At 43.7% G+C, this 26945-nt stretch carries 28 protein-coding genes, 1 tRNA gene and 3 pseudogenes; 13 read left to right on the forward strand and 19 right to left on the reverse strand.

The genetic code is table 11. The features are described 5' to 3' along the window. Positions 1-37: 37 nt before the first annotated feature. The 5 genes from GQR42_RS18050 to GQR42_RS18070 all read right to left on the reverse strand — a co-directional run bounded on the left by GQR42_RS18050 (position 38) and on the right by GQR42_RS18070 (position 4020). Positions 38-502, reverse strand: a complete 465-nt coding sequence (locus tag GQR42_RS18050) for a hypothetical protein (RefSeq protein WP_158201004.1) — start codon at positions 500-502, stop codon at positions 38-40. A gap of 64 nt (positions 503-566) precedes the next feature. After that, positions 567-1346: an ABC transporter permease gene (locus GQR42_RS18055; protein WP_158201005.1), complete on the reverse strand. Its 780-nt coding sequence runs from the start codon at positions 1344-1346 to the stop codon at positions 567-569. Positions 1347-1653: 307 nt separating this feature from the next. Continuing rightward, positions 1654-2232 (reverse strand): ribosome maturation factor RimM, encoded by a 579-nt coding sequence (rimM, locus tag GQR42_RS18060; RefSeq protein WP_158201006.1) that lies wholly within the window; start codon positions 2230-2232, stop codon positions 1654-1656. A gap of 971 nt (positions 2233-3203) precedes the next feature. Then, positions 3204-3285 (reverse strand) — tRNA-Leu (locus GQR42_RS18065). A 54-nt stretch (positions 3286-3339) separates the two neighbouring features. After that, positions 3340-4020 (reverse strand): hypothetical protein, encoded by a 681-nt coding sequence (locus GQR42_RS18070; protein ID WP_158201007.1) that lies wholly within the window; start codon positions 4018-4020, stop codon positions 3340-3342. Positions 4021-4143: 123 nt separating this feature from the next. Here GQR42_RS18070 and GQR42_RS18075 point away from each other — a divergent pair, with 123 nt between their 5' ends. Continuing rightward, entirely contained in the window at positions 4144-5199 is a 1056-nt protein-coding gene (locus tag GQR42_RS18075; protein ID WP_158201008.1) for an ABC transporter ATP-binding protein, read from the forward strand. A gap of 175 nt (positions 5200-5374) precedes the next feature. Here GQR42_RS18075 and rimK read toward each other — a convergent pair whose 3' ends face one another. After that, positions 5375-6280 carry a 30S ribosomal protein S6--L-glutamate ligase gene (gene rimK / locus GQR42_RS18080; RefSeq protein WP_158201009.1) on the reverse strand — a complete coding sequence of 302 codons (906 nt, stop codon included), beginning with the start codon at positions 6278-6280 and terminating at the stop codon, positions 5375-5377. A 324-nt stretch (positions 6281-6604) separates the two neighbouring features. Here rimK and rlmN point away from each other — a divergent pair, with 324 nt between their 5' ends. From rlmN to GQR42_RS18115, 7 genes and pseudogenes are all read left to right on the forward strand, one after another. Continuing rightward, entirely contained in the window at positions 6605-7618 is a 1014-nt protein-coding gene (gene rlmN / locus GQR42_RS18085; RefSeq protein WP_158201010.1) for a 23S rRNA (adenine(2503)-C(2))-methyltransferase RlmN, read from the forward strand. A gap of 281 nt (positions 7619-7899) precedes the next feature. Next, on the forward strand, positions 7900-8460 hold the full coding sequence (locus GQR42_RS18090) for a hypothetical protein (RefSeq protein ID WP_158201011.1): 561 nt from the start codon (positions 7900-7902) through the stop codon (positions 8458-8460). A gap of 338 nt (positions 8461-8798) precedes the next feature. Further along, positions 8799-8938, forward strand: a pseudogene (locus GQR42_RS28955) (23S rRNA (adenine(2503)-C(2))-methyltransferase RlmN); the annotation flags it as partial. 88 nt (positions 8939-9026) lie between these two features. Then, positions 9027-9251, forward strand: coding sequence for a phycobilisome linker polypeptide (locus tag GQR42_RS18100; RefSeq protein WP_158201012.1), 225 nt, complete (start codon positions 9027-9029; stop codon positions 9249-9251). A 288-nt stretch (positions 9252-9539) separates the two neighbouring features. Beyond that, positions 9540-10739, forward strand: a complete 1200-nt coding sequence (gene petH, locus GQR42_RS18105) for a ferredoxin--NADP reductase (RefSeq protein ID WP_158201013.1) — start codon at positions 9540-9542, stop codon at positions 10737-10739. Between the two features lie 98 nt (positions 10740-10837). Further along, complete coding sequence (locus GQR42_RS18110) at positions 10838-11680, forward strand: ChaN family lipoprotein (RefSeq protein WP_158201014.1); 843 nt, start codon at positions 10838-10840, stop codon at positions 11678-11680. Positions 11681-11771: 91 nt separating this feature from the next. After that, positions 11772-12647 (forward strand): 3'(2'),5'-bisphosphate nucleotidase CysQ family protein, encoded by an 876-nt coding sequence (locus GQR42_RS18115; protein ID WP_158201015.1) that lies wholly within the window; start codon positions 11772-11774, stop codon positions 12645-12647. Here GQR42_RS18115 and GQR42_RS27885 read toward each other — a convergent pair. Then, positions 12644-12781, reverse strand: coding sequence for a hypothetical protein (locus GQR42_RS27885; RefSeq protein WP_199273209.1), 138 nt, complete (start codon positions 12779-12781; stop codon positions 12644-12646). The genes GQR42_RS18115 and GQR42_RS27885 overlap by 4 nt on opposite strands. 101 nt (positions 12782-12882) lie before the next feature. Here GQR42_RS27885 and GQR42_RS18120 point away from each other — a divergent pair, with 101 nt between their 5' ends. Further along, positions 12883-14742 (forward strand): GTPase family protein, encoded by a 1860-nt coding sequence (locus GQR42_RS18120; RefSeq protein ID WP_158201016.1) that lies wholly within the window; start codon positions 12883-12885, stop codon positions 14740-14742. 177 nt (positions 14743-14919) lie between these two features. Here the strand turns inward: GQR42_RS18120 and GQR42_RS18125 are convergent, their stop codons facing one another. The 11 genes and pseudogenes from GQR42_RS18125 to GQR42_RS18180 all read right to left on the reverse strand — a co-directional run bounded on the left by GQR42_RS18125 (position 14920) and on the right by GQR42_RS18180 (position 22672). Then, positions 14920-15600 (reverse strand): hypothetical protein, encoded by a 681-nt coding sequence (locus GQR42_RS18125; RefSeq protein ID WP_158201017.1) that lies wholly within the window; start codon positions 15598-15600, stop codon positions 14920-14922. Between the two features lie 127 nt (positions 15601-15727). Continuing rightward, a complete protein-coding gene (locus GQR42_RS18130) occupies positions 15728-16042 on the reverse strand; it encodes a DUF2442 domain-containing protein (protein WP_158201018.1) in 315 nt (104 codons plus the stop codon). A 3-nt stretch (positions 16043-16045) separates the two neighbouring features. Further along, positions 16046-16306, reverse strand: a complete 261-nt coding sequence (locus tag GQR42_RS18135) for a DUF4160 domain-containing protein (RefSeq protein ID WP_158201019.1) — start codon at positions 16304-16306, stop codon at positions 16046-16048. Between the two features lie 35 nt (positions 16307-16341). After that, positions 16342-16575 carry a hypothetical protein gene (locus GQR42_RS18140; RefSeq protein WP_158201020.1) on the reverse strand — a complete coding sequence of 78 codons (234 nt, stop codon included), beginning with the start codon at positions 16573-16575 and terminating at the stop codon, positions 16342-16344. 48 nt (positions 16576-16623) lie between these two features. Beyond that, complete coding sequence (locus tag GQR42_RS18145; protein WP_233271063.1) at positions 16624-16971, reverse strand: type II toxin-antitoxin system Phd/YefM family antitoxin; 348 nt, start codon at positions 16969-16971, stop codon at positions 16624-16626. Beyond that, positions 16968-17171, reverse strand: a complete 204-nt coding sequence (locus GQR42_RS18155) for a hypothetical protein (protein ID WP_158202514.1) — start codon at positions 17169-17171, stop codon at positions 16968-16970. Before GQR42_RS18155 ends, GQR42_RS18145 begins: the two co-directional genes overlap by 4 nt. Before the next feature lie 285 nt (positions 17172-17456). Further along, positions 17457-17651, reverse strand: a pseudogene (locus GQR42_RS18160) (hypothetical protein); the annotation flags it as partial. Positions 17652-17750: 99 nt separating this feature from the next. Continuing rightward, a complete protein-coding gene (locus tag GQR42_RS18165) occupies positions 17751-18617 on the reverse strand; it encodes an alpha/beta fold hydrolase (protein WP_158201022.1) in 867 nt (288 codons plus the stop codon). A 290-nt stretch (positions 18618-18907) separates the two neighbouring features. Next, a complete protein-coding gene (locus tag GQR42_RS18170; protein ID WP_158201023.1) occupies positions 18908-20245 on the reverse strand; it encodes a DUF4335 domain-containing protein in 1338 nt (445 codons plus the stop codon). A 368-nt stretch (positions 20246-20613) separates the two neighbouring features. Next, positions 20614-21615 (reverse strand): CsgG/HfaB family protein, encoded by a 1002-nt coding sequence (locus GQR42_RS18175; RefSeq protein ID WP_158201024.1) that lies wholly within the window; start codon positions 21613-21615, stop codon positions 20614-20616. Positions 21616-21688: 73 nt separating this feature from the next. Beyond that, a complete protein-coding gene (locus tag GQR42_RS18180; RefSeq protein WP_158201025.1) occupies positions 21689-22672 on the reverse strand; it encodes a succinate dehydrogenase/fumarate reductase iron-sulfur subunit in 984 nt (327 codons plus the stop codon). Between the two features lie 510 nt (positions 22673-23182). On the opposite strand from GQR42_RS18180, the gene GQR42_RS18185 reads away from it, so the two are divergent. The 3 genes from GQR42_RS18185 (at position 23183) to GQR42_RS18190 (ending at position 24787) form a co-directional block, all read left to right on the forward strand. Next, a complete protein-coding gene (locus GQR42_RS18185) occupies positions 23183-23569 on the forward strand; it encodes an AbrB family transcriptional regulator (protein WP_158201026.1) in 387 nt (128 codons plus the stop codon). 282 nt (positions 23570-23851) lie between these two features. Further along, on the forward strand, positions 23852-23986 hold the full coding sequence (locus tag GQR42_RS29580) for a hypothetical protein (RefSeq protein ID WP_257792587.1): 135 nt from the start codon (positions 23852-23854) through the stop codon (positions 23984-23986). A gap of 6 nt (positions 23987-23992) precedes the next feature. After that, positions 23993-24787: a CPBP family intramembrane glutamic endopeptidase gene (locus GQR42_RS18190; protein ID WP_158201027.1), complete on the forward strand. Its 795-nt coding sequence runs from the start codon at positions 23993-23995 to the stop codon at positions 24785-24787. Here GQR42_RS18190 and GQR42_RS18195 read toward each other — a convergent pair. Further along, positions 24770-25567 carry a Tab2/Atab2 family RNA-binding protein gene (locus GQR42_RS18195; protein WP_158201028.1) on the reverse strand — a complete coding sequence of 266 codons (798 nt, stop codon included), beginning with the start codon at positions 25565-25567 and terminating at the stop codon, positions 24770-24772. The two genes, GQR42_RS18190 and GQR42_RS18195, sit on opposite strands and share 18 nt — an antisense overlap. 309 nt (positions 25568-25876) lie before the next feature. On the opposite strand from GQR42_RS18195, the pseudogene GQR42_RS18200 reads away from it, so the two are divergent. Then, positions 25877-26847 (forward strand): annotated as a pseudogene (locus GQR42_RS18200) (IS30 family transposase). Positions 26848-26945: the final 98 nt, after the last annotated feature.

The following is a 26945-nucleotide window of genomic DNA, read 5'->3' on the forward strand; positions in this document are numbered from 1 at the left end:
AATTGCAGATAATTAACTTTTCCCTATTGATAACTAATTAAGCAAGATTGGCAGGAATTGCCCCTAGTTTTTGCAGTTGTTTTTCAATATTAGCCTTTAATTGGGTCCGGGAGATTTCTTTTCCCGTTTGAGCGGTGTGTGCATTTTCCAGAAAAATAATACTATCTACTCCTTCTAAGGCAAATAATTGAAATAAAAGATGGGTTACGGGAATCAGGAGCGTTGATAGGGTTGAATTGGGGGTATTTTGAGCAGATATGGCCATTTTTTCCGTAGCAAAAGCATAGATTACCCTTTTTTCCTGTTGTGGCTGCTGCCGATGAGCTAAGGTGGTTAGTAACCAATCACCTTGGCTATTCTGAACTACATAGTATTGTAAATGTTTTAACTGTCTAGCCATGGCCGCAAGGACGGGATTAACCGCTTCTTCCATGACCACGGTTGCCAGTCCGTAATTGACCGCTTCTCGACTTAAAATATGCAGTTGTGCCTTTAATTTCATGGCTAATCATGTCTATAAACTAATCGATGGCGATCGCATTCATTCCTTGATTCGGCAACCCCATTTAAAATTGTCGTCGTGAAAAGATGAGGATGGAGATACCCAATAATAGACCAGTATAAACGAGACTGTAGAGGGCGTTAGCGATTAAGACATCAGCACTAGGGAGCAAACCATAAACGGCCTCGTTTCTAAAATTCAATCTCTCCAAATCTGGGAGAATTAGATAAATATTTTTAGTGATAGCGAGAATATTGGGATTTTTGCTGATTATACCCAATTGGATCAGATCTTTGCTGATGTGACCCATTAGATAGACCCCAAAAGTCATTAGCGTGGCTAAAATCGAACTGGTAAATACCCCAAAAGCGATCGCCACGGCTGCGATGAGAATTAATTCCAAACCGAGATAGAAAACCGAGACAATCAGGGGTAAAGGTTGAAAAGATACTTTCATCCCCAGCAACATCAGCAAGTAAATCACCAACATTACCCCCAACATCACCGCTAAAACCCCGGACAAACCCAAGTGTTTACCGAGGATAAATTCGGCCCGACTCAAGGGTTTGGGAATCAAAACTAAAATAGTTCTCTTGTCAATTTCCTGATTAATTAGCCCTGTACCCACAAAAACCGCGACAATTACCCCTAATAACCCGATAGCGGCTAATCCCAAGTCAAGAAAGATTTTCTGATCGGTTCCCACCGCAATTTCTGGTAATAAACGCCAAGCGAAGGCCATCAACAAGGCAAAAAACCCGATCAAGTAAAGAATGCGATCGCGAATAACCTCGCGAAAACCATTAGCTGCGATCACCAAGATTCTCAGGATGCTGATACCCATAGCCTTTCATCAAAATAATATCCGTCTTTCCTTTTGAGATTACCCATTTCCGAGGCCAAAGTAGATCTACTCTAAAAATCAAAAATTGTCGTGGTTGGTTAGCAGTCCGTAGCGATAACTAGGTAGGGTCTGCTGAAAAAGTTTGTTGGTGGGGTTAGGAGTCAGGAGTCTCCGAGTCAGGAGTCAGGAGAATTAAGAATGAGCATTAATCAATTAAATGCTGTATTTAAGAATTTTATGCAATTTTATGCCTATTTTTCTCATTTTTTAACTCTCAAAAATTAATTATGCAAGAACTCTAATAAGTCTAGGATAAATTGATCTCTAATAACCCCGGTGGTGGCGCGATCTCGATGCGCGCTGCTTTCAGATCCACCAGTGGAACAATTTCTTTGACGAAGGGGACCAGGGCCCTGGCCCCTGAGTCGGAGGATGGACTTTTTTTCTTGACAGAGGCGAGATTTGCTTCTAGTTGCACTGCTAAAATGTCATTACCCGCCCACAAAATATCTACTACAACCCCGATTTTTTCTCCTGTAAGGTGATGATAAACCTCTAATTTTACTAGCTCGCTGACATGATATTCATCCGCTTTTAGGTGAGGTCTTTCTAGTTTATTCGCCCATAATTTATATCCGCGCAAAGCTTCGGCTTGTTCCCGATTTTCAACCCCCTCTAACTTGATAACATAAACATTTTTGCCCGGTAGCTCACGTCCCCTGAGCAGAGTAATTTCTTGGATTTCTCCCCCCTGGGTTCCTTGTATTCCCCTCATCCCTCGCTTCTGAAAACGTTCGGGAAAATCTGATACCGATAAAACTCGCAATTCTCCCTCCAGTCCTTGGGGTGCTACTATTGTCCCAATTTCTAGCCAATTTTCTTCCATTGTCTTGACATTTTTTGCTATAGCTTTCCCTAGTATATAGCCTTTTTTGTCTCGCTCCTAGATTTTAAAAGTCTTGGTAAGTTGACACTCCCCGAAGCACTCATGGGAGGGATTCTCGAAGCTCATCACTGCGCTTTCTGGTTTCCCCTACTCACGTCTTACACGATTAGGTCCTATCCGAACCTACTAGAATATCACTTGTTATCTAGGGCTTGCTGAAAATTACTGGAAGCCTTACTAGAAAACGGTTTCGGCACTTTTTTAGCCCAAAAAAGTGCCAGAAACAAAGGTTGAGAAATCGATCCGAGGGACTCAAAACCCTTGCACTTTCGCTCTTCGATTTCCAAGGGTTCCGCTTCCAGACCTGCGAGGTCATTCTGTTATTCTGACTTCCCCTCCCGACTCGGAGACTCGGAGACTCGGAGACTCGGAGACTCGGAGACTCGGAGACTCCTAACCCCACCAATAAACTTTTTGCCGCAAACCCTATCTAGTTGTCCACTCGTGGATAGCTCTCCCAGCGTTTTGGTCTTTCAACCAAGATTCGGGTATACCCTACCCTATCTGCTACGGCAAAATGTTTTTAGTTTATTTCAGTCTAGGAAAAGACTTACTCCCCTGTTTTAAGAGTTTTCGGGTGGCTCTTGTCTTCTTTTTTCTCCTCAAAAGTGCCGTACTATTGCAACGGGATTTTCCCCTCGGTGAGCGGCATTTCAACCTATTGACTCTTAGATTTTAACACAACTGTTTAGAGTTGTGCTTCGTGTCACTGAGCCTGTCGAAGTGCTGTTCTATAGAGTCCATTTGGTATCTTTCCCAAAATCCTTACCCAGTATGGATTAGAGCGAATTAGCCAAAATACCTGTAATTCTTACCCGTGAAGCGTCACAAGAGAGATACCAAATAGGTTCTATATACCTCTGCCGATGGGTGAAAAGGGCAATCCTCGTCAGAGCGCAGATAAAAGTTTATGCGGATGGCGAGACTCGAACTCGCAAGGCGTAAGCCACACGCCCCTCAAACGTGCGTGTCTACCAGTTCCACCACATCCGCTTGATTTTAGCTCAACCATTATAGCACAGAAAAACAATAATCTGCAAGCAACTTTTAAAAATTACTGCCGCACAACTTTCGCGCCACCTGAGTTAGCACGGATAAACCTTTTAGGGAACCTTGAATCAAATGGAAGGCCGGGATGGGACGGGTTAACATTTGTCGAGCTAGGGGCAATGGTAGCAAATGACCTTGATTATCAATTGCCGGGGCTAAATCGGGTAAATCCTCTGTCACCTCATCGCTAATCACGCGCACAATTGCCACTTTTTGCCCCCGTAAAGCCGCTAAAATCCTTGCTCCTTCCATATCTACCACCTCATAGCCCCCCTGTCCTAAACGTCGTTTTTCCTCGGATCGGCTAATCAGGCGATCGCTGGTTAAACCTTTGACGAGACTATATCCGGTTAATTGGGCGATTTCTGCGGTTATTTCTGGTCCACACCGCCAATAATCCCCCTTTTCTGTGCCACAACCTTGACAGATTACCCCATCTCCGACTCGATAGCGATCGCTAAGACTGCCCGCTAATCCCAGTAGCACAATTTTTCCTGTGAACTTATTAAGAAATTCTAGAGATTGCCCAGAGACTGGGGAACTGTCGAGGAATTCTGGAGCGCCAAGGTTAATCGGGATAATTTGCGGGGCTAAATCGCCGATTTTCCTTAATCCTCGACGGATTGAGCTATGCTCGGCCCCCCGGGGAACGAGAATAATATCTTCAGGTGTGAGCATGAAATTTTTGAGAAAGTTTCCTAATTAGTCCATTGAGATGTTATAAACAATAATAGTGAACTAATTAGGAATAATTCTTAAGTAAATGGCCCCGCCACTGACTGGGCGATTGTCTTTCTCACCATGAAAAAGTCTGTCATTCTGCGTTTATCCGAGGTTAACAAGCGTTTTCCCGCTTCTCCTACTCTAGCTGTCGATAATATCAGTTTTAGTTTAACAGAGGGCGAAATTCTCGGATTATTAGGACCTTCGGGCTGCGGTAAAACCACTCTACTCCGGATGATTGCGGGATTTGAAAAACCATCTCAAGGAGTGATTGAATTGGGAGGGCGAATAGTTGCCGACGAAAAAACCTTTATTCCCCCAGAAAAACGCAATACGGGCATGGTTTTTCAGGATTACGCTCTTTTTCCCCATTTAACCATTGCTGACAATATCGCCTTCGGGTTAAAAAATTCTGGGGAGAAATTATCGAGCAAAGCTATTAACGCTAGGGTGGCGGAAACTTTGGATTTAGTCGGACTGCAAGGACTAGAAAAACGTTATCCCCATCAGCTATCGGGAGGACAACAGCAAAGAGTCGCCCTCGCCCGCGCTTTAGCCCCAAAACCCTCTTTAATCCTCTTAGATGAACCTTTAAGTAATCTCGATGTGCAGGTACGGCAACGGTTACGGCACGAGATCCGTCATATCCTGAAAGCAACCGGTATCTCGGCCATTTTTGTCACCCACGACCGGGAGGAAGCAATGGTGATCAGTGACACAATTGCGGTCCTTTGTCAAGGAAAATTAGAACAAATTAACAATCCCGAAGAAATTTATAGTCATCCGGCCTCGCGATTCGTGGCTGAGTTTGTCACCCAAGCTAACTTTCTCCCCGCTAGACGGGAGGGGGAACAATGGCAAACCGAGATAGGAGTCTGGGAAATTCCCGACGGTCAAGATTTGGACAAAGGGGAATTGATGCTGAGAGAGGAAGATGTCAAAATTAAATCGGATGAGACGGGAGATCTGGTTATTTGCGATCGCCAATTTTTGGGGCGGGAATACCGTTATTGTCTGCTAACGGCCACCGGCAGCCAAATCCACGCTAGAACAACGATTAACACCCAATTAGACATCGGTACAAAGGTAAAACTATCGATTATTCCCGATAGCGTTCGTGTGTTTGCCGACTGATAACTGATACTAAATCCTGTTTAAGGGGTGTAGGGTGTAGGGTGTGGGGTGTAGGGAAGTGGGGTATGGGGTATGGGGTGTGGGGAAGTGGGGTGTGGGGAGCTTTTTCAGTAAACAGTAAACTAAAAACTCACATCTGATAACTGATAACTGATAACTGATGCAAGGCTGACGGCTAATATTGATATCGATCGCGATTGAGGACTAGGGTGGCATTTTTAGCGACAAAATCAATAATTTTTTTAGCCACATCCACACCAGTGGCCGCTTCTATTCCTTCCAAACCGGGAGAGGAATTGACCTCGATAACCACAGGTCCGTGATTGGACCGTAATAAGTCCACACCCGCAACCCGTAAACCCATGGCTTTAGTGGCCCGTATAGCCGTACTGCGTTCCTCTGGGGTTAATTTTATCTTTTCTGCTTTGCCACCGCGGTGAAGATTAGAACGAAAATCCCCTTCGGCCCCCTGTCGCTTCATCGAGGCTACCACTTTTCCATCGATGACAAAACAGCGCAGATCTGCCCCACTGGCCTCTTTAATATACTCTTGTACTAGAATATTAGCCTCTAATTGCCGAAAAGCTTCAATAACTGACTTGGCTGCTTGGTCGGTTTCCGCTAAGACTACCCCAATACCTTGGGTTCCCTCTAATAATTTAATCACTAGAGGGGTGCCGCCGACGGTTTCGATTAAACCATCGATATCTTGAGTTGCGTGAGCAATTCCCGTCACTGGTAGGCCTATCCCTTCCCGAGCGAGGATTTGCAGACAACGCAATTTATCCCGCGACCGGGAAATTGCTTGCGAGTCGTTGGTAGTAAAAACATTCATCACCTCGAATTGTCGGACGACTGCGGTTCCATAGAAGGTTTTTGAGGCGGCAATACGGGGGATAATCGCATCGAAACTCTCTAAGGGTTTACCGTTATAGACAACCGTGGGTTTATGGGAGGTGATGTTCATGTAACAGCGCAAATAATTGATCACTCGTACCTCATGACCTTGAGCTTCTCCCGCTTCTTTCAGTCGCTTGGTGGAATAAAGAGAAGCATCTTGCGATAAAATAGCGATTTTCATAAACTTTCGCTTAAATATTGCTTTTACAACTGAATAGCTCCTTATTTCCCCATATTGACTTTTTTTGCTGGCAACTCATAAAATTTCTGTTCTCGATCGAAGTCCATCGATTATTATGGCGCTGACAGTTCCCTTTGAACAGTTGGGTTAAATGAAAAGTAAAAAAAATCAAGCTTCGGACTAGATTTGTTTTTGTCGTCAGGCTCAGTTTAAGTTGAAGGAGCAAAGGGAAAAAATGTCAATTAATGAATACAATTCTGTTACGGTTTTGCTCTTAGGGATGATCGATCGGTTAGAATGATAAGGCGATCAACGATAATAATTATGACTTTACTAGCGAAATCTTTAGAGGAACTGACCGACTGGGTAAAAGACCAAGGACAACCCGCTTATCGGGGTAAACAATTACACCAATGGCTATATGAAAAAGGAGTGCATTCTTTGGCGGATATTTCTGTATTTCCGCAAGAATGGCGCACAAAGGTAGCAGACTATCCTATCGGTCGTTCCCTTATACATTATCGCAGTGTAGCACCCGATCGCACTCGTAAATATCTGCTAAAACTAGCGGATGGTTTAATTATCGAAGCGGTGGGAATTCCTAGTGAAAAAAGATTGACAGTCTGTGTTTCTTCCCAAGTGGGTTGCCCGATGAACTGTGATTTTTGTGCCACGGGAAAAGGGGGTTTTACTCGTAATTTAAAAGCTTATGAAATCGTTGACCAAGTGTTAACAGTACAGGAGGATTTTCAGCAGCGAGTTAGTCATGTGGTATTTATGGGGATGGGGGAACCTTTATTAAATATCCCTGAAGTGGTGACAGCGATTCATTGCCTTAATAAAGATGTGGGTATCGGTCAGCGTTGTTTAACGATTTCTACCGTGGGATTACCCCATAAAATCAAGCAACTAGCGGAACATAATTTACAAGTAACTTTTGCCGTTAGTCTCCATGCTTCTAATCAACAAGTTCGAGCTAAATTAATCCCCAGTGCCGATCATTATACCCTAAGTGATTTGATCCAAGACTGTCAAGAATACGTTCAAATCACAGGACGAAGGGTGACATTTGAATACATTCTTTTAGCGGGAGTAAATGATTTACCCGAACACGCCAGGGAATTAGTTAAACTGGTGAAAGGGTTTCAATCTCACGTCAATTTAATCCCCTATAATCCTATTCAAGAGGTGGATTATCAACGGCCTGATGAAAAGAGAATTAAGGCTTTTAAAACTATTTTAGAACAGGAAAAAGTCGCCGTTACTGTCCGTTATTCGAGAGGTTTAGCGACCGATGCGGCCTGTGGACAATTGCGATCGAGCATCATGGTCAAATAAACTTAATTTGTTCACTACTCTACCATCAGTTTTCTCTGTTATAATTGGAGTAACAGAGGAGTGTTGGTTGTGTTGTTTGTTAATAATTGTAAAATTTAATCAAGATCGGGATGGTTATCGGGTAACACCTCAACAGTAGGGCAAATAACTGTTAAGTGTGCTTCTTTAACTAGCGGTTTTGGTTGTCCTGTTGCGGAATTTTTTCAGAGAAGTAAATTTTAGTATTTGTAGCCACAGCAACTCGACTATTGGTAATTTCTTCGAGTTCGGGGGTAAGGATCATGAAGGGTAAAATATTAGCAATTGCAGCTTTAGGAACTTTAGCGGTTTTTAATTGTTTTCCTCGGATAGCTTATAGTCAACCGCTACTCGTTAGCAAAGAATCAACCACACCCACCTCGATCATAATTGATGATGATGAGATGGCACAACTTCCCATGCCTGTTCGTCAAGGGTTGGAACTGTATCTAGCGGGCAATACTGGTGGTGCAGTTGATGTGTGGGCAGATAACGGAATTAAATTCGCCAAGGATCATGAGGATTTTTTTGAATCAGCTGAACAAGCTAGAAGTGAAGTCCAAGGCTGGGAGGAATTCCGTTTGAAAATGAAAAAAATTCTCAAACAATACACTCAAGCTAGTGGACCTTGTAAACAATCTATTTTCCTGCAAGAAATTATCTATCCCCAGAGTAAGTTTTTAAGACGTTTTTTCCTGAAACTTCGCCACGAACAAGATTCTTTGTTTGTAGAGTTTATCACTTTACAGACCCCTAAAGGAGTGTACATTATCCACATTCACTTTGATCCAGACCTGCGAGAAATCATCAGGGATGATAAGTAGTACAACATCAATCGACTACACTAGATCAAGGTGGTGGCGTGGCGACTTATCAGCCGGCTTATCTTCAAACAATTAACAGCGATCACTTAAGGGACTTGCGTAGGAATAATATCCCAGCTTTGAAAATCGCTCTGTAGAAGAACCAGACCAGCCAGATGGCAGATTATCAAAGCGCAAGTCCCTAACATCTCGAAGGCTCTCCCCCTACTTAGGGTGATCAGCAAACCCCCTCCGCGCGGAGGGCGCAAGCATTGCGCCCCGACAGTAACGGATTTTGTCCACAATGTAGGGGCGAACTGCGTTCGCCCAAAAGGTACATTATCAAAGCGCAAGTCCCTAATCCCATTCAAGAGGTGGATTATCAACGGCCTGATCAAAAGAGAATTAAGGCTTTTAAAACTATTTTAGAACGGGAAAAAGAGGTTTAGCGGCCGATGCGGCCTGTGGACAATTGCGATCGAGCGTCATGGTAAAATAAACAACCGTCAATCGGCCATTAACTAGATTGCTAGTCTCGCTGCTAGGCTAAACTAGAGAACCATAACATCAATGTAGGAGCCATTTCGATGCAAAGTCTCTCTAGTGCCAAAGAAAATCGCCTTTTTGTCTATGAAGTCGTCGGTTTGAGTCAAAATGACAAGACTGATAACCTAGATTATTCTATCCGTAAGAGTGGCAGTGTCTTTTTAACCGTTCCCTATAGCCGCATGAATCAAGAAATGCGTCGGATTACCCGTTTAGGCGCTCGCATCGTCAGCATTAAACCCTTAAACGCAGCTGCAGCCCAGTAGTTGCAAAAATAATTATCGGTAATATCTGTCCCCCGCTCTTGCTCTAATCAGGCAAACAAGGGGGACTTTTAGCATAAATGGGGAAAAATAACATAAATCTTAATAAAAAGTAAAAATGATGCAAATGTAACAGATTTTAACCAGAGAGTTGACCTATTCTGAGGAAAAAGATAGAAGCGATGTCTGTGGTTTTTTTAAGATAACTCTCAATTAGGCCTAGGTGTAGTGTACCGATGGTAGGCTAAACTATGGAACGATTATCGTGACTTGAGTTGGGAGTTATATTTAATGTACAGTCCGAGTACACTAGCGGGAAACCGTTTATTTGTTTACGAAGTGGCGGGTCTCAATCAAAACGACAATACTGACAGCTTGGATTATTCAATCCGTCAAAGTGGGAGCGTGTTTTTCACGGTTCCCTACAGTCGCATGAATCAAGAAATGCGTCGGATTACCCGTTTAGGTGGTCGTATCGTCAGCATCAAACCCTTAAATGGGATTGCCCCCGTAGCAACTGTTTCTAGTGCCTCCACACCACAGCCAATCGCTCAATCATCGCCCGTCCCCGAACAGACCAAGAAAAAGGCCATGACTCAAGCGAAAGAAAAAACAGATATCCCGGTCAACATCTACCGTCCGAACCAACCCTTTATCGGCAAATGTATCGAGAATTATGCTCTCGTTGATGAGGGGGGTATCGGTATCGTACAACACGTCACCTTTGACCTTTCTGGGGGCGATTTACGCTATTTAGAAGGGCAAAGTATCGGTATTATCCCCCCGGGGACCGATGCTAATGGCAAACCTCATAAATTGAGACTCTATTCGATCGCCTCCACCCGTCATGGTGATAAATTAGACGATAAAACCGTATCCCTCTGCGTGCGTCAGTTAGAATACCAACACCCAGAAACGAAGGAAACGGTTTATGGAGTTTGTTCCACCTATCTCTGTAATATAGAGGTGGGTGCCGATGTGGCTATTACTGGTCCGGTGGGTAAGGAAATGCTGCTACCGGGTGATGAAGATGCCACCATCATTATGATGGCCACCGGGACGGGAATCGCTCCCTTCCGGGCTTTCCTCTGGCGGATGTTCAAGGAACAACACGAGGATTATAAATTCAAAGGTCTAGCTTGGTTGATTTTCGGAGTTCCCAAAACGGCCAATATTCTCTACCAAGAGGAATTAGAGCAAATCGCGGCGGAATTCCCCGATAACTTCCGTCTCACCTATGCCATCAGCCGGGAACAGCAAAATCCCCAGGGCGGTAGAATGTATATTCAACACCGGGTAGCCGAACACGCTGACGAAATCTGGAATCTACTCCAAAGTCCCAAAACCCACGCTTATATGTGCGGACTGAAAGGGATGGAAGATGGTATCAACGATGCTATGAGTGGTGCTGCCACTAAAAATAGTGCTGATTGGTCTGTCTATCAGAAACAACTGAAAAAAGAACATCGCTGGCACGTAGAAACCTACTAAACCAAAAAGGTTCTCGGAAAATTTTTGCGGGTGGGCATTGTCCACCCTTTTTGTCATGGCTTCGGTTAAGATCAGTTTTTTAAAAGGCTTTTAAAAAGATGAAATTCTCTCGACACTTTTTTCCTGTTTTCCTTGCCCTCTGCCTACTGTTTATTTTGCTGCCCCGGGCCTGGAGTTTTACTAATAGCCAAAAACAAATTCTGGCAGATTTAAAAACAGCCGAGATTATTTATCTGGGAGAAAGGCACGATAGTCAAGCAGATCATCAGGCCCAATTAGCTATTATCGAGTATTTACAGGCCAATAATCCCCAAATAGCGATCGCTTTTGAGATGTTTCAACGTCCTTACCAAATCTATTTGGATCAGTATTTAGCGGGCCAAATTAGCGAAAATCAGTTAAGAGAAAAAAGTGAATACGACCAACGTTGGGGATTTGATTGGGAATTTTACGCCCCGATCCTGCGCTTGGCCAAGGCGAAACAACTACCAGCGATCGCCCTCAATACACCCACGGAAATCACGAGAAAAGTGGCACGGGAGGGCTTAGAAAGCCTCTCTACCTCAGAAATGACCTACATCCCCCCTAAAAGCGAAATAAACCAGGATAACGAGGAGTACCGTCAACAGATATTTGCCGTTTATCAGCAACACACGGGGGGCAGTAGTCAGGGATTCGATCGCTTTTTTTTGGCACAGGTTCTCTGGGATGAAACCATGGCCGATGCGATCGCTAAATTCTGGCAAGCTCATCCCAACTATCAGATCATTGTCCTAGCAGGAAAAGGTCATATTGCCTACGGTTACGGTATTCCCAGTCGAGTCCAAAGAAGATTAGGCGATCGCGTCAGCCAGCGCTCGGTTTTCTTGGGAGACGCTCCTCAATCATCATCAGCAGAAACCAAAAAACCCGCCGATTATTTTTGGCAAGAGCAAAATTAAGCAAGTCGGAGGTTAGGAAACAAGAGATGATAAGCTAAGAAGCCAGCTTTTAATTTAGTAGATAATAGGTCTGAAAAACTGAGGCTATTTTATGATTAATTTAACCCGGCAAGATACCGAAACGCTCGATCGCATTTTAGCTGTGACTCGTGCCGTCGGTTGGGGTGGTGCTAAAATCCTCCAATCCTACTACCGGGGTGAACAGGATTTAGCCGTCAACGAGGCAAAAAAAGGCGGACCGGTGACAGCGGCGGATTTAGCAGCAAATCACTATATTTTAGGGGAATTACACAGAAATTTCTCTGATATCGACTTTGGTTATCTGAGCGAGGAAACCCATCAAGGCAATGAAGCTATCCCGAAAGATTGGGTATGGATTATCGATCCTTTGGACGGAACCCGCGATTTTATCGACAAAACGGGAGAATATGCCCTACATATCGCCTTATGTTATCAGGGAAGACCGATGATCGCCGTGGTTGCCCTACCGGATCAAGGAAAACTCTATTTTGCCCAAAAAGGAAAAGGCACTTTTCTAGAAACTAGCGACGGCAATATTACACAGGTAAAAGTTGCCAATAAAGATCAAATTACCGACCTCTATCTGGTGGTTAGTCGTACCCATCGCGACCAACGTTTTGATAATTTATTAAGCCAAATACCCTTCTTAGGTAAAAATTATGTGGGTAGTGTGGGCTGTAAAATTGCCACGATCCTCGAACAAAAATCCGATGTTTATATCTCCCTATCGGGGAAATCGGCGGCTAAAGACTGGGATTTTGCCGCCCCGGAGTTGGTTTTAACGGAAGCGGGCGGCAAATTCTCCTATTTTGATGGTCAACCGGTGCGCTATAATCGCGGCGATGTGCGGCAATGGGGGGGGATCATGGCTAGTAATGGTCCTTGTCATCAACAACTTTGTCAGTTGTCCACGGCAATCCTCGCCCAAATTGACGCCACTGTCTAATTTCTGACTTGAAAGAGGGTGTGGGGTGTGGGGTGTGGGGTGTAGGGAAGGAAACCTCTTTCATCTGTGGGGGTGAAAATTTTTTCATCGGGACTGACTGGAAAATAGAAGCTGAAATAACGCCAATTCGTCAATCAGAATATTTTCATGCTTGGTGGTGCCGACTTTGGCATCAGGACTGCTCCCCTAACCGAGAATCAGAGATCGGTAGAATGGAAAAAAACCAGATCGAGCAATGTTACGGTTAAAAACTTGGCAAGGGTTGATTTTAGCAGTTCCGATCGCCGCTGTGGTCATCTTTCTGATCGTGGCCGCCAGTTTCCAGATCAATCAATGGGGTTTAAATTGGATTTGGGCAGTTTTTACCCTGATTTTTGTTGCTTGGCGCTTCCTGTTGGTCAAATGGACGCGCCCAGTGGTCGGGGAAATTGAAGCCACCATTGGCGAAGTTAAGGCAGAATTAACCCCTCCTGACGGTGATTCTGGGGGAAATGTCGAGGAAATTATCGAGAGGATTATCGTCGAGGCCCGCAATGATCGCCCGGTTTGGGAAGATTGGGCGACTTTTTGGCAACGCTGTCAGGATTTGGTCAATGCCATCGCCCAGATCTATTACCCCGATGTCAAGTACCCCTTATTAAATATTTACATTCCCCAGGCCTACGGTTTAATTCGGGGAACCGTGGATGATAGCGATCGCTGGATGCAGAATCTTTCCCCCGCTCTCAATCAAATCACCATCGGGCAAGCCTATCAAGCCTACGAAGTATATCAAAAATTGCAACCCTCGGCCCAGAAACTTTGGCAAGTCTGGAATTGGGCGCAATGGGTGATCAATCCCGCTGCGGCTGCGGCTAAAGTTGCCAGTCAAAAGTATAGCGATCGAGCGGATCAGCAATTATTAGTCAATTTAGGGCAAGTTTTGCGGGAAAATGCCCTAAGAAATCTCTCTCGCCAAGCGGTGTTACTCTACAGTGGCAATAATCTCGCCCCCACTCTCCCCAGCAAGACCAAAATCGCCACCACTACTCTCAAGGAAATTCTCGCCCAAGCGGAACCGATTACGGAAATCGATCGCCAACCGGTTAATATTCTGCTGGTTGGACGCACCGGGGCCGGCAAAAGCAGTTTAATCAATACTCTTTTTCGGGCCGATTTGGCCCAAGTGGATCTATTGCCCAGTACCGACGCGATCCAATCCTACCATTGGCAAACCCCAGAAGGAGACGAGTTAATCCTCTGGGATACCCCGGGCTACGAACAGGCAAATCGGGCTGATTATCGGCAAAAGGTTCTTAATTACGCCGAAAACGCCGATTTATTAATTCTTGTCACCCCCGCCCTCGATCCCGCCCTGGCCATGGATGAGGCTTTTCTTAAAGATTTGCAACAAACTATTGACAATTTACCAGTTATAGTGTGTGTTTCTCAAGTTGATCGCCTGCGTCCGCTGCGAGAGTGGCAACCCCCCTATAATTGGCTGACGGGAGAAAGTCCCAAAGAAGTCAATATCCGCGAATGCTTGCAGTATCGGGCGGAATTATTCGAGGAACTCTGCGATCGCATTTTGCCGATGGTCAGTCAGCAGCCGGATAGAGAAGCTTGGGGGGATGAGGAGTTATCAATCGCTTTGCTGGGGGCAATTTCACCCGCAAAACAGTTGCGTTTAGCCCGTTTTTTAGCGGATTTAGAAACTCGAACCCTGGCAGCGGCGAAAATAATCGATCGCTATACTTTACAGATGGCCACGGGGCAAGGTTTAACGGCCCTATTAAAAAGTCCTATTCTAGGTTTTATCTCCACTTTAGCCACAGGAAGACCGACTTTAGCCTATCTTTTAGCTGAACAAATTCCTGTGGAACAATTGCCAGTTGTTATCGGTAAATTACAGATGGCCTACGAGCTTTATTCTCTCTTGAATCCGGAGAATAAAAGTTTTGATTTATTGGCACTTTGGCCAATACTATTAGAAAATTCTAGCACTGCCGACAGGGAAGCTTGGGCCTGGGGTCATGCTCTGGTAGAATATTGGACAAAGAACCTATCGATCGAACAGTTCCGGTCAAGTTATCAGGGGTATTTAGAAGGGAATTAACAACAAACTAGAGACGATAAAATAATCACCTACCTCGTTATATAATAATACTAAATCCTGTTTAAAAGGTCTAGAACTTACCAAAAATTACTGCAGCTATTTTTTAATCTCAGCTTGTGTTGATTTTCTAATCTTAGACATTTATCCTGCTTATCTTTGATTTTTTTGTCATCTAACTTATTCATGAGCAAAAGGATTAAAATTCTCTAGAAATTCTATACAAATACGACTTCTATCATCCAAAAAAGTAAAACAGGATTCTTTACCGATAAGTGAATGAACCGCTCTTCGATTGTCAATAGTAGCGTTAGCTGAAATTTCATTAACATTCATATTAACAATATTAACATAATCACTATTCCAAAGAATTTTAGCAAACATTATTCCTTGACTGACTTTCATTAGTCCTGCACAGAAAGGCTCCTGTCTAACTAATTTTCCTTGTTGGTAAAAACTGCAGCTTGCCAAAAAAGGGAAATAAGATTTTTGCTCTGTTTCATACAAGCATAACTGACTTTCATTATCGAGAAGAGTAAAACAATATCCTTTTCCTTGAGGATGATCTGAGCGAACAGCCGGTCGGTTATTGACCATTACATCAATTGCAGATCTATTAAAATCCCCTTCATAAGTTGTCACTGTATTATCTTCCCATAAAATTGCTCCGCCATAAACGCCTTGAGCCATGGAACTGTTCACTAGACAAATGCCAGACGGTTTTATTACTTCCTTTTTTTTGATAAAACTACAGGAATATATGAAGGCAGAATGAGAAGCATATACGGCAGGAGGGTCACTCAAAAACAGACAATTTAAACCGACTAAATATAAGAACCTTAATAATAGTTTCTTATCCATGATTAAAACCACTCCGATCAACAATCTTTAACTGGCTGCAAAAATTCATATATTTGACTAGCCAATTATATTATTACCCTATTTTAGGAACTCTATGTGATTGTACATTTTCTTGACTAACACTGCTTTAATTTTTATGGTTGGTATAGGTGATCAAGGGTTTCCATTGTAAGTTATTTGTTTCCAGGCTGTTAAGAGATTGATCGGTGATGATAGAATAAAGAACATCTGGATCTAAATCAGCACCATTTTCCCAATAAATTGTTCCCCAATCGGGATTAATTTTGACTGTTTTAAAAAAAGCTAATTCTTTGAGAGGTTCAAAAATGCCGACAAATTCAATAATTTCTTTAAGATCAATAATGCCATCTCTATCATCTTCAAATTTAAGATAAAGTTGATAATCATTGAGTGGTTTTACTTCAATAATGTCTTTTAACATGGTTTATTCTAATGGGGAAATCGGTTGTAAAGTTTGATTGAGTTTAGCAAGTTGCCAATTTTCCAGTAATTCTTGTTGATGAATAGCAGCCCATTCAATCACTAAACCAAGAATTCTCGGAGATAGTTGACCTCTTAAGATAGCTAGATTTTTAATGTCAATAATCGCTTTTTGCTGATTGTAGCGGACATGAAAATGAGGGGGTGAATGGTCATTGTAGTACATAGTGATAATAATTCCTAGAAAACGACTAATTTCTGGCATCTTAGATCAATAGAGTTAATGGAATAAATTGTGATTTAATCCTTGCTCAAGTATTGTTCAAGGGTTACATAGTCGCCTGATTGGTATTCATCCCGAACTTTTTGAAGTTCTGCGAGGGTTTCCTCGTCATCTTGATAGGAGGCTTCTTCTGCTTCAAAAATTTGTTGTTCTAATATTTCTAATAATTGTTGTTTTTGCGTTAAGTCAAGGGAGTTAATCGCTTCAGTTAAAGATTCAAAAGTGATTTGAAGATTGATTGTGTTGATCATGAAATTTTTCCTATTTGGCTAAAAAGTTAAATCTTGAGAGGTTTTGTCTCATCCATTAAAATAATCATGGCATATAGTCCTTAAAGTCTTCGATGGGAGCATCAAAGTTGTCAAGGGTTTTACGATACCTTTTGCGCTTCCATATTGGGGTCGTTTAACAGGGGAAGAAAGAGAGATAATTTGAAAGTCTTGACCTTCATTATTTTGGATAATAACTTGCGGACCTTCTGAGACGGCTCTAAGAAGTTCAGGAAGTTGATTTTGAGCTTCGTTTAGGGTTAGTTGTAGCATAGATTTATTGGGTTTAAAGACAAGGGTTTTGATGGTTGAGTAAGCGGAGGTACTTTTTAAACCTTTAAGATACTTAACAAATGTAAGAAGATAATTGGGTTTCATTCTTTTTCTAATTCAATCAAGGCTTCCTCAAGGCTTAAGGGAGTTTCATCTTTAACGTCTATCATAGCCCGATAGAGTCCTGTATCTTCATAGGTTTCTATCATTTGTTGATAATCTTCAAAGTTAATAATTATTTGCTGAATCTGGCCTTGAGCATCTATAATCAAGTCTTGAGCAAAGGGATAGTCTTTGACATTCATCATTAATTGTTCCTCATTAAACATAACTATTCTACCATTTATAGCGATCGCCGATCAATAATTAACAATGTCCGACGCGAATGGAGCGTAGTGGAGTGAAGCAATCTCAGTGGGTTCGGATTGCTTCGGGGGAATTATGGTATTGGGACTAAATATGGTCTCTCAATCACCCCCTCGCAATGACAAGGACAGGTTTTATTTTTGTTATTTGGACGGTTTGCATTATTCACTCTCCTTGGTTTTATCGGGGTAAGTTAACAGAAAGCGATCGCTAATAGTCCCTTTAGTGGACTTTAGCTTTGGAGAAATGATCGCCGCATTTTCCCAATCATCATCAAAAGGGAGCGCATCGGGATCAGACAAAGCATTAGCCTCGATTTCTGCATCGCTCATCGATTTAACTCGCTCCCAATCGGTTAAATTATTAATATCTGGGGGATTATTTGTTATATTTATCCTTCCTAAAGCTAGTCTTTCCATAGGCTGTGGCCAGTGCAGAACTACAGTGATATACTAAGGGTAACTTGATCAATACTTTCTAGGGAGATTTGGCTATCAATTCCCAGAAAGTATCGGGGTTTAGGTTTTGCGTCCGAGAAAATTAATAATCTGGGGATTAATTTCTTTTGACCAATGCTCTTGGGGATAGTGTTTTGCTTCCGCGAGGGAGATTAATTCCACTCCTGATTTAGTGGCTAATTTTTCGACAGTGACAGAAGATAACCAAGGATCGCCCATTCCCCAGACAAAAAGGATAGGTTTTTCCAAGTTCTCTAAACCTGTCTCAATTTCTGCCATAGTTTTCGCTAGGTTTAAATTGCGAATCGTGGCCAGTAAAGCGCGACCTACTGCCGAAGTTTTTAGATAGGGTTGACGGAAAATAGCCAAATCTGCATCACTAATCACAAAACCGCTACCGGTTTCTAAAGTACGATCGACTAATAAGGGATCTTGAGTCGCCATATCTCCCAAGAAAGGTATCCCCCATTGTTTCATTATCCAGGGTAATTTGACATCCCTAGACAGGGGAGTATTTAAAACGATCAAGCGCTCAATTTTATCAGGATTTTCTAGGGCGTATTGTAGGCCGACGGAGGCTAAAAAACCTTGGACAATTAACGAGATTTTGGGCAATTGGAGAGCTTGAATAAAATCGGCCAAGGCTTGACAAAAAGCGCTAGGTGTGTAGGCGAATTCTCTGGCATCGGGTTTAGCGGATAAACCGGAACCGATCCAATCGGGGGCAATAGCATTAATGTTATATTCTTCTAAACTGGTTAACAATTCCCGCCAAATATAGCCATGGGCGGGTAAACCATGGAGTAGGATCACGGGGGTTGTATCCGGTTGTTGAGCGGGGTTAACCTGTCGATAAAACCACTTGAGAGAGCCGACTTCGAGAAAGTTTTCTAAAATAGCCATGGTTAACGGGGGATTAACAATCAATAACCATTGTCTAACGTCTAGGAACCGATCGCACCGGCAATTTTCCCACCCTACTTTTTGAGGTCAAAAAAGTCTAAAAGCCTTATCCAACAAGGTTTTTAGATTTATTCAGCCAACCCTAGATAGGGTTGGCTGAAAAAGAACGTGGGTTGGGTTGAAGCATGAGGCCCAACCTACGTTCATCTTATATTTAATTCCACCCACCCACTTATTGACGACCAACTCCTGTCTCCCCAAAATAAAAACCCCATACCTCACCATGAAGATAACTGCTTTCAATGCAGTACAGCCTATTGCTGTTCCATAAAAGTCCGCACCGTACCATCAGAACCAAGCACCAGACGTAATTGGGGATTACCGGAGATATCGAGGGGAGAAACGAAAGGTTGATTGAGCAGGGGCATATTAGTGCGATCAAGATAGATTTTTGCCGCCTGTCCCAGGGGAATAATCTGTTTTAGGGAACCATCCTGATTTAAGACCAAACGGTACTCTAGAGTATGCTTGAGACTTTCCGGCGGTTGCCAACGGGATTGAAAATATTCTCTGGTTTCTGCCACTTGGGGAATTGTATCTAGTAAATTCGTCTCTGGGGCTTTAGCGGTGCTTGTGGGCGGTTTGGAGTCTAAATTGACATTTTCGGGGTTAATAGGGCTTATGGGCGGTAAATTGGGCAATTTTGGCGGTACTGGAGTCGGATTCATCGTCGTGGGGCTAATATTTGTTAGTGCATTTGTACCCTGATCACCAGTGACGGGTGGGGCAGTAATCGGGATTTTCTGATTATTCGGTTCAATTACGATCGCCGTGCCGTCCGAAAGCGAACCCGTGACCGGTGGCGGAGGTAAAGTGGGTGAAGGAATCACTAGGGGGACGCTAGAGGGGCGAACTGGGGCTGGAACGGTTGCCACGGGCGGCGGTGGCGGTAAAGGGGTTTTATTGCCTAAATTTGCTGGTAAATTCGGGTTTGGGGCGGCCGTTCCCGTGGGGGGTAAAGGCAGCGTTGGCAAGGGTTGGGGAATCTTGGTGCTATTGGGGTTGGTGTTTAAATCATTGTTGGCTAGTTCTTGCTGTTGATAAAAGGCGATCGCTATTCCCCCGATAGTTATTAGGGCTGAGGCGATTAATCCCGTCCAGATCAGGGCATTTTTTCGAGTTTTATGGCGAATTAAGGGGGGTATTAGGGGGCTTTCATGCTTATATTCTCCTAAAGCATTGGCTAGATCGAATAATTGCGATGTGGTTAATGCGATCTCCTGTTTATCCCCATCGGCCAGGAGGGAACCTAAAAATAATTGATGCTGGAGAAGTCCCTGACAACGGAGAGAGGGTAAGGAGGGGAGATGGCTTTCGGGGGAACCACTAGCCACGAAGGAGAGGGTGGAAACGGGACTAGAGAGTAAATTCTGCACATAATTAGCGACAATTTCCCCTAGGAGTTGTAATTGTGTGCGATCGCCTTTGATAGTTAGCTGTTTTTCCTCACTCAATCTAGGATCATCAAAGCGCAATTGAAAGTGGGCATCATTTAAGACATTTTTACCTAGCCAAACCGCTAGAGGCGAACTATTTCCCCAAATTTCTAGGGTACAGGTGGGGGGTGTATATTTGCGAATTAGATTACTCATTTTTATTGATCAGCTACCGAAGGACGCTACGCGCCCTAAAAAGAAAAAGAGAAACTAGGGGTAAATCCTGATATTCTAAACCTGGAAGGCTCCTGAACTCACACGGAGTAACAATGGTGTCATCAGACCTGATGATCAGCCCGGTAGCCAGGAAAGAGGAAAAAAGAATTGGCCAGACGAGAATTGACTCGTGAACCCGTGGTCGAGAATCAAGCAAAAAAACCTTCCTACAAGGCGCAAACCCTTGGCTGGCAACTGGTTGAGGCTTCCTCAGCTTGAGTTTAGATTCGGCCCTTGTTATTAGATGTGAGTTTTCAGTTCACTGTTTACTGTTAACTGTTCACAGCCAAAAACTTCCCAGTTCCCCATTAACGAATGGGTTTGGCTAAATCACCGATTTTAAAACCATTACCGGTAATAATGCGACCGACGCTAGATTGACCATCAGCTTCGACAATTTCGAGAGTACCAATCGGTTGAGTAATCTGACGGATAACCTTACCCGTTTGCGGATCCTTGACCGTTTGAGTCGTCCGTTCGATGGAAATGCGTAAACCAACACGATAACCCTCTCCCGTCCCTTTATTGAGAATTACCTGATTTCCCGCCACGGCAGCCACTAAAGCGGTGACAGTGGGGAGCGAGCGCGGTGTAGCGGCGATTTGGTCGGCTTTATCATTGAGATTATCCACCACCTGCGCTACTGCCTTATCGGTGGCAATACTGAGTAATTTCCCTTCATTGGAGGTTTGGGAACCACCCCCAACTCCTAAAACCACGGTTGAACCATCCGATTGATTGGCACTACCATCTCCCTGAGCAGTGGTAATAATTTCGGCCGTGGTGGTATTAATTGCCCGGACATTTAACTTGACAAAAGCATCGGTTTCTGTCTTGGCGGTGCTAAAAATAATAAACGAGCCACCAGATTGTTTTTTTTGTAAATCGAATTGGGTAATCGAACCGATAATCACCACATCTACCCCCAAAATTTGCCCGATTTGAGCAGCGGTAGCGGCATCTACCCGTCCCGAAGACCCCAAATTTTGTTCTCTGAGGACGGCATCAATGCGACTGCGCTCAATGACTGTATAGCGACCACTTTCCACCAATTTATTGACGAGAATATCACTGACACCACTGGCTCCACCATTGAGAAATGTTAGCCACTGGGGATTACTGAGACCGCTATAATCGAAGTCTAAAACCGCTACTCGCACCTTTTCGCTTTTTTGGGCTAAGAGTAACGGTAAATTGTTAGAGGTAGCTTGGGAGAAAGCTGGTGCGTTGAAGCCAAAACCCAAACTAGAAGCGACTCCCACAAGGGTAATCAGGGCAGAAAAACCATGGATACTATCTCGATCGAACATGATAAGGGGTTCTCCAGTCAATATAGAATATAGATCATAATCATCTCAAAATTGCTCTAACTATCGAGAGTGATCAAGAGCGAGAATTTTGAATGGCAGTAATTAAACCTCTCACTTCCTCGGTTCCCTCGGAAGCTTCAAAGGAAGTGGGAAATTTACCCTTAGCAATCATCCGCAATCCCAAGGGAGCCAGACTTAATAAACCCTGTAAATCGCGCCAATAATTGCCCACCACATAGAGGCCGAATTTGCGTTCATCAACCCATCCCCCTGCTTTGACTAATTCCACTAAAACTTTCCGGTGACGAATGGGACGACTACTATCGTCCGACTTGCGAGCAAGTATTTCCTGTTTAATTTTACCAATCTGATCCATGGGAGCCACTTCCATGGGACAAACCGCATTACAGAAATAGCAACGCGTACAACCCCAAACCCCTGCGGTGCCTTGGTGATAAAGTTCTAGGCGACCTTCCTGATTACCATCGCGGGAATCTGCTAGGGTGCGCTGCGCTTTTGCTAAAGCGTGGGGACCGACAAAATCAGGATTCACTTGCTTGGCGTTACATTCCGAATAACAAGCTCCGCACATAATGCAGTTACCCATCTGATTGAGATTGGCTCTTTCTTCTGGAGTTTGCAGAAATTCTCGTTCGGGAATGGTGCGTGCTTGACTACTAATATAAGGTTCAACTCTTTCCAAATCGTCCCAAAACGGTTGCATATTGACGATTAAATCCCGGATAATCGGTAAATTCCCCAGGGGTGCGATCGTGATTTCGGGAATTTCTCCGGCATCTTTTTGGCTACAATGGTTTAATTCACTGGCGATATTTTGTTGACAAGCCAAGGCCGAACGACCGTTAATTTTCATCGCACAGCTGCCACAAATTGTATTGCGGCAATTTTTGCGAAAGGCCAAAGTTCCATCAAGTTCCCATTTGATGCGATTAAGGCAGTCGAGAATTGTATTTCCCGCCTCCACCTCTAGGGTAAAATTTTCTAGGTAAGGGGTGTCGTTGGGTCGTTGACGCAGAATTTTAAAAGAAACTTCCATACTCGGCACGGGGATGAGGGACTCCTAATACTCAGGATAATCGATGTTAACGGGCCAAAGGGGAGCTAGTAATGGTAATTAATTCTTAAGATTTTCCCTTGTCGGTTGAGCCAAGGGGTGGGGATCTAGACCTAATGATAGATGGGCAAGTCGATGGAAAACAGTTTAATCACCCCGGATTTACTGCTCTGGGTCATTAGTTTTTTGCCAACTCCAACCACAAGTATAGTTTCTCAATTCCTTGCTAGGTATAGCTTAAACTGTTTTATGTCCTCACTTTCTCCCCCCTGTTTTCCTCGCACTCGACCAAAAATTTCCTCTCCCCCACAAGGTTTACACTTACTACCTAGTCCGGGGTCTTCTTAGCACGATTGTCATCACCGAACCATCAGTTTTAAAAAATTTATTATTCCCCTCTAGACATTTTTGGCTAGATTTTTGATATGATCAATTTGTCAGTGTAAACTTAATTGACAGTCAGTAAAAAATCAAGGGACATTAAAAAGTACCATGAGTGATATCTCTCCTACTCCCCTAACCGGGAAAGCTCTACTTCAAAAAGTCAAAGAGTTGGCCCACTTACCCCGTCGCGAAACGGCAAAACGTTGTGGTTACTACTCCCAAAGTAAAGATGGCCAAGTTCGGGTCAATTTAACCGACTTTTACGATGCTGTTTTAGGTGCAAAAGGGGTTCCCCTCGATCCCGACGGCGCTAAAGATGGCCGGGGCCGCGAACCCACTTTCCGGGTTAGTGTCCACAAAAATGGTCAAATCGTCATCGGTTCCACCTATACCGAACAAATGAACTTGCAGCCCGGCGATGAGTTTGAAATCAAGCTTGGCTACAAGCACATCCACCTCAAACAAATGGAATCAGAAGAACTGGCAGAAGCTTAAATAGGTTACGGAGTAGGGATAAAGATAAAAAAAATCGGCAGTCAAAAGAGCTAGTTTTGACAAGACCGACCAAAAAGACAATATAGATTCTTGTCCCTAATTCTAACCCTTGACCGCCTCTTTCATCAACTTGAGGGGTTTTCCTTAAGCACCTTTTCTTCTTTTTTGCAACCCCCTAGGGATGGATTTTTGTTGGAGCTAGGCTTTACCAGAGCAAAGTTCCACAGTTGTTCTGTCCCTAGAGGGTTTGTTTTATGGGTGTTAGGGGTAGGGGGTAGGGAAATGGGGAAATGGGGGGATAGGGAAATTTCAACTAATACCCCAAAACCCCAAAACCCCAAAACCCCACACCCCACACCCCACACCCCACACCCCCATCACCCCATCACCCCACACCCCCACTTCCCTAGCACCTAATTGACAATGGACATGGCTGCCTTAATAAAAATTATTATTTTCCTGTTAGCCTGGTTAATTCTCTGGCTGCCCATTGCCATTGGTTTAGGGAGTCGTTTGCGATGGCAACCGCTGCAAGGCACAAAACCTGACCAGAAACTGCCCCTGGTGGCCTCTCTTTACGCCTTGGCTCCCTTGGTTATCTGGGGATTATTAAAGATAGAGGGGACCGGCCTCCATAATTACGGATTAATTTGGTCATTTTCCCTATTTATCTCCCTAACTAAAGGATTAATCCTAGCAGTGGTGGGATTAGGGATAATTTTTTTCCTAGAGGGGATTTTGGCATGGGTACATTGGCAGCCAAAAAACCTAACTCGCGCTTTTTCCTTGAGTTTACCCCTGTTGATAGTGGCCCTCTGGGTGGGTATTACCGAGGAATTAATCTTTCGGGGCATCTTTTTGAGCCAATTAAGCCAAGAATACGGTTTTTGGGTGGCGGGAGCCATTTCTAGCCTAATTTTTGCCCTGCTGCATCTACTTTGGGAACGTCAGCAAACTCTGCCGCAACTACCCGGTTTATTTCTGATGGGGATGGTTCTGGTCTGGGCGCGGGCGATCGATCATGGTAGTTTAGGATTAGCTTGGGGACTTCATGGCGGTTGGGTGTGGGGATTGGCTTTGCTAGACAGTGCCGAATTGATGTCTTACAGCGATTCTGGGTTGGTTTGGGGTAAAGGTATCTATAACCAACCTTTAGCGGGTTTAGCGGGTATTCTTTGCCTCTTGGGGACAGCTTGGGGGTTAAACCTGCTTCAGTAGCCAAAAGCCGGTAAAAGTGCGACCAGAATCGTCCGGTTGTATCAGGAGAAAGTGCAAACCTTGGCTTTCCTGTTTGGTTGCTTGATAAGCATTGGCTGCCCGGGCCACTTCTTCATCCTCGTAGGTCAGAAAAATCCAACGCTCATTTAGGCCCGATTCCAAGACTAAACCACCCGATCGCCCCGTTTCTGTGGGAATATGATCGATAAATACTGGGTTAATTTCCCCTAACCAACGAGCGATCGCCAGAGATTTTTTATCACCGGTAATAACCACACCGGGGATCATTAAAGTGGAGGCTAAACCTAATTTTAAGGGAGAAAAGGCCTCTGGTAGGGAAAGAATCGGTATTCGGCGATCGCCAAAAAAGTTAACTAAATCAACGGCGGGAAAACGAGCAAAACGCCACTCTTGACCTAAAAATTGGTCGGGTACGGGTTGCGGTGGAGGAGAGTCGATATTTATGGGGATTTGCCGCAATTCTAGCTGTTTTTTCAGGGCGTTAACGTGACGGGTTAACTCAATTTTGATCTGTAAATTTTGACCAGCGAGGAGAAATAAATTTGCGCATTGGGGGCGAAAAACTTGGATAATTTCCGGGGAGGAGACTTGACAAGCTTGCTGTAACTGTTGGGTTAACCAGTCGCCATTAGCTTGCGATTGGGGACAGGAATTTTCGTAAATAAGATGACCAAGAGGATCGGAAATTAACAATTGCCAGACTGTCTCAAGAGGAGAAGAAGATGAAGATTTATAAAAATCCGCTTGCCAAATAATCATAATTCAGTAAAAAGTCACCAGTAAAAAGTCAAAAAATGGGTAGATATCAGTTTTGTAGAAATATCTATATTAGACTTGTTGCGTAATAGTGGAATAATGGGGAAGAAACAATGATTGGATATCCCCTTGAATGCTGAACATTGGCAGAATCTTGCATCAAGATAGACTCTTAAGAGCGACCACAGGACTCAATAGAAGAGCGTTTGAGACCGCCAATTCAAAAATGAAACGCACGACTCCTCAAGAGTTGACAGAAAAAGGCTCATCAGGTACTGTCTGATCATTAACAAAAACAAATCAGACCCAAAAATGAGCCGTCAACATCTTAACATAGAACAAAGAAACTTGCTCTACCAACTTAGCCAAGAGGGAAATTTATCTCAACGGCAAATGGCCATCTGGCTCGGATGTCAATTAAGAAGGAATCAAAGTTCCCTCGGCTGCTATCTACCGGACACAGCACAAGCTAAAAGCGAGAGGCGCCCCAAAAACGCTAAACAACCCTTTTAAAATGTCAGCGAGTCAGCCTTAGAGTTGGTGAAAAAAGGATTGAAAGATTATCATAGTCCCGAACAAATAGCAGGTCGTCTGAAAAAAGCTGGTCAAGAATCTCTCAGTCATGAAACCATCTATCAAATGATCTATCAAAACTACCCTTGACTGTGGAAAATATCAAGAATACCTACGCGGCCAGACGAGGAAAAAGAAAGAGTCGAAATGGAGCAAAAAGTAAGCGTGGAGGGATGACCGGGCGTGTAGATATCAGCGAGCGACCAGCAATTGCTGACCAGAAAACCGAAATCGGTCATTGGGAAAGTGACACAATGATTGGAGTCAATCATCTAGGAGTTCTCGTTACATATATGGAAAAAGCCTCGAAATTTTTAGGAGCAGGATTAGCCAAAAACAAAACCGCATCGGAAATCAACCCTTGTCACAGAAAAACTTTTCCAAGAGATTCCCCCTGACCAAAGAAAAACCTATACTTGTAACAACGGCAAAGAATTTTGTGGACATCAAGAGTCTCGTGAAGAAACTAGGAGCAGATTTTTATGAGTGCTACTCCTTATCATTCGTGGGAGAGGGGATTAAACGAGCCTACCAATGGACTATTGAGACAATTTTTTCCCAAGGGAACGAATTGGAAAATCCTTAAGCCAGAGGAGGTAGAAAGAGCCGTAAACTTAATTAACAATCGTCCTCGAAAATGTCTTGACTATCAGACCCCGAATGAGGTATTCTATAAAGGTAGATCAGATAGTGATGCAATTCAGACTTGAAGAGACCTCTTGCATAATTTTTTTATGGTATAATGTAAGGTTTTGCTTTTTTCTCAATTCTTAGATTGAAGTGGAAAAAAGAATAAAATGTGATCTTA

This window comes from Microcystis aeruginosa FD4 (assembly GCF_009792235.1).
Classification (GTDB): Bacteria; Cyanobacteriota; Cyanobacteriia; order Cyanobacteriales; family Microcystaceae; genus Microcystis; species Microcystis viridis.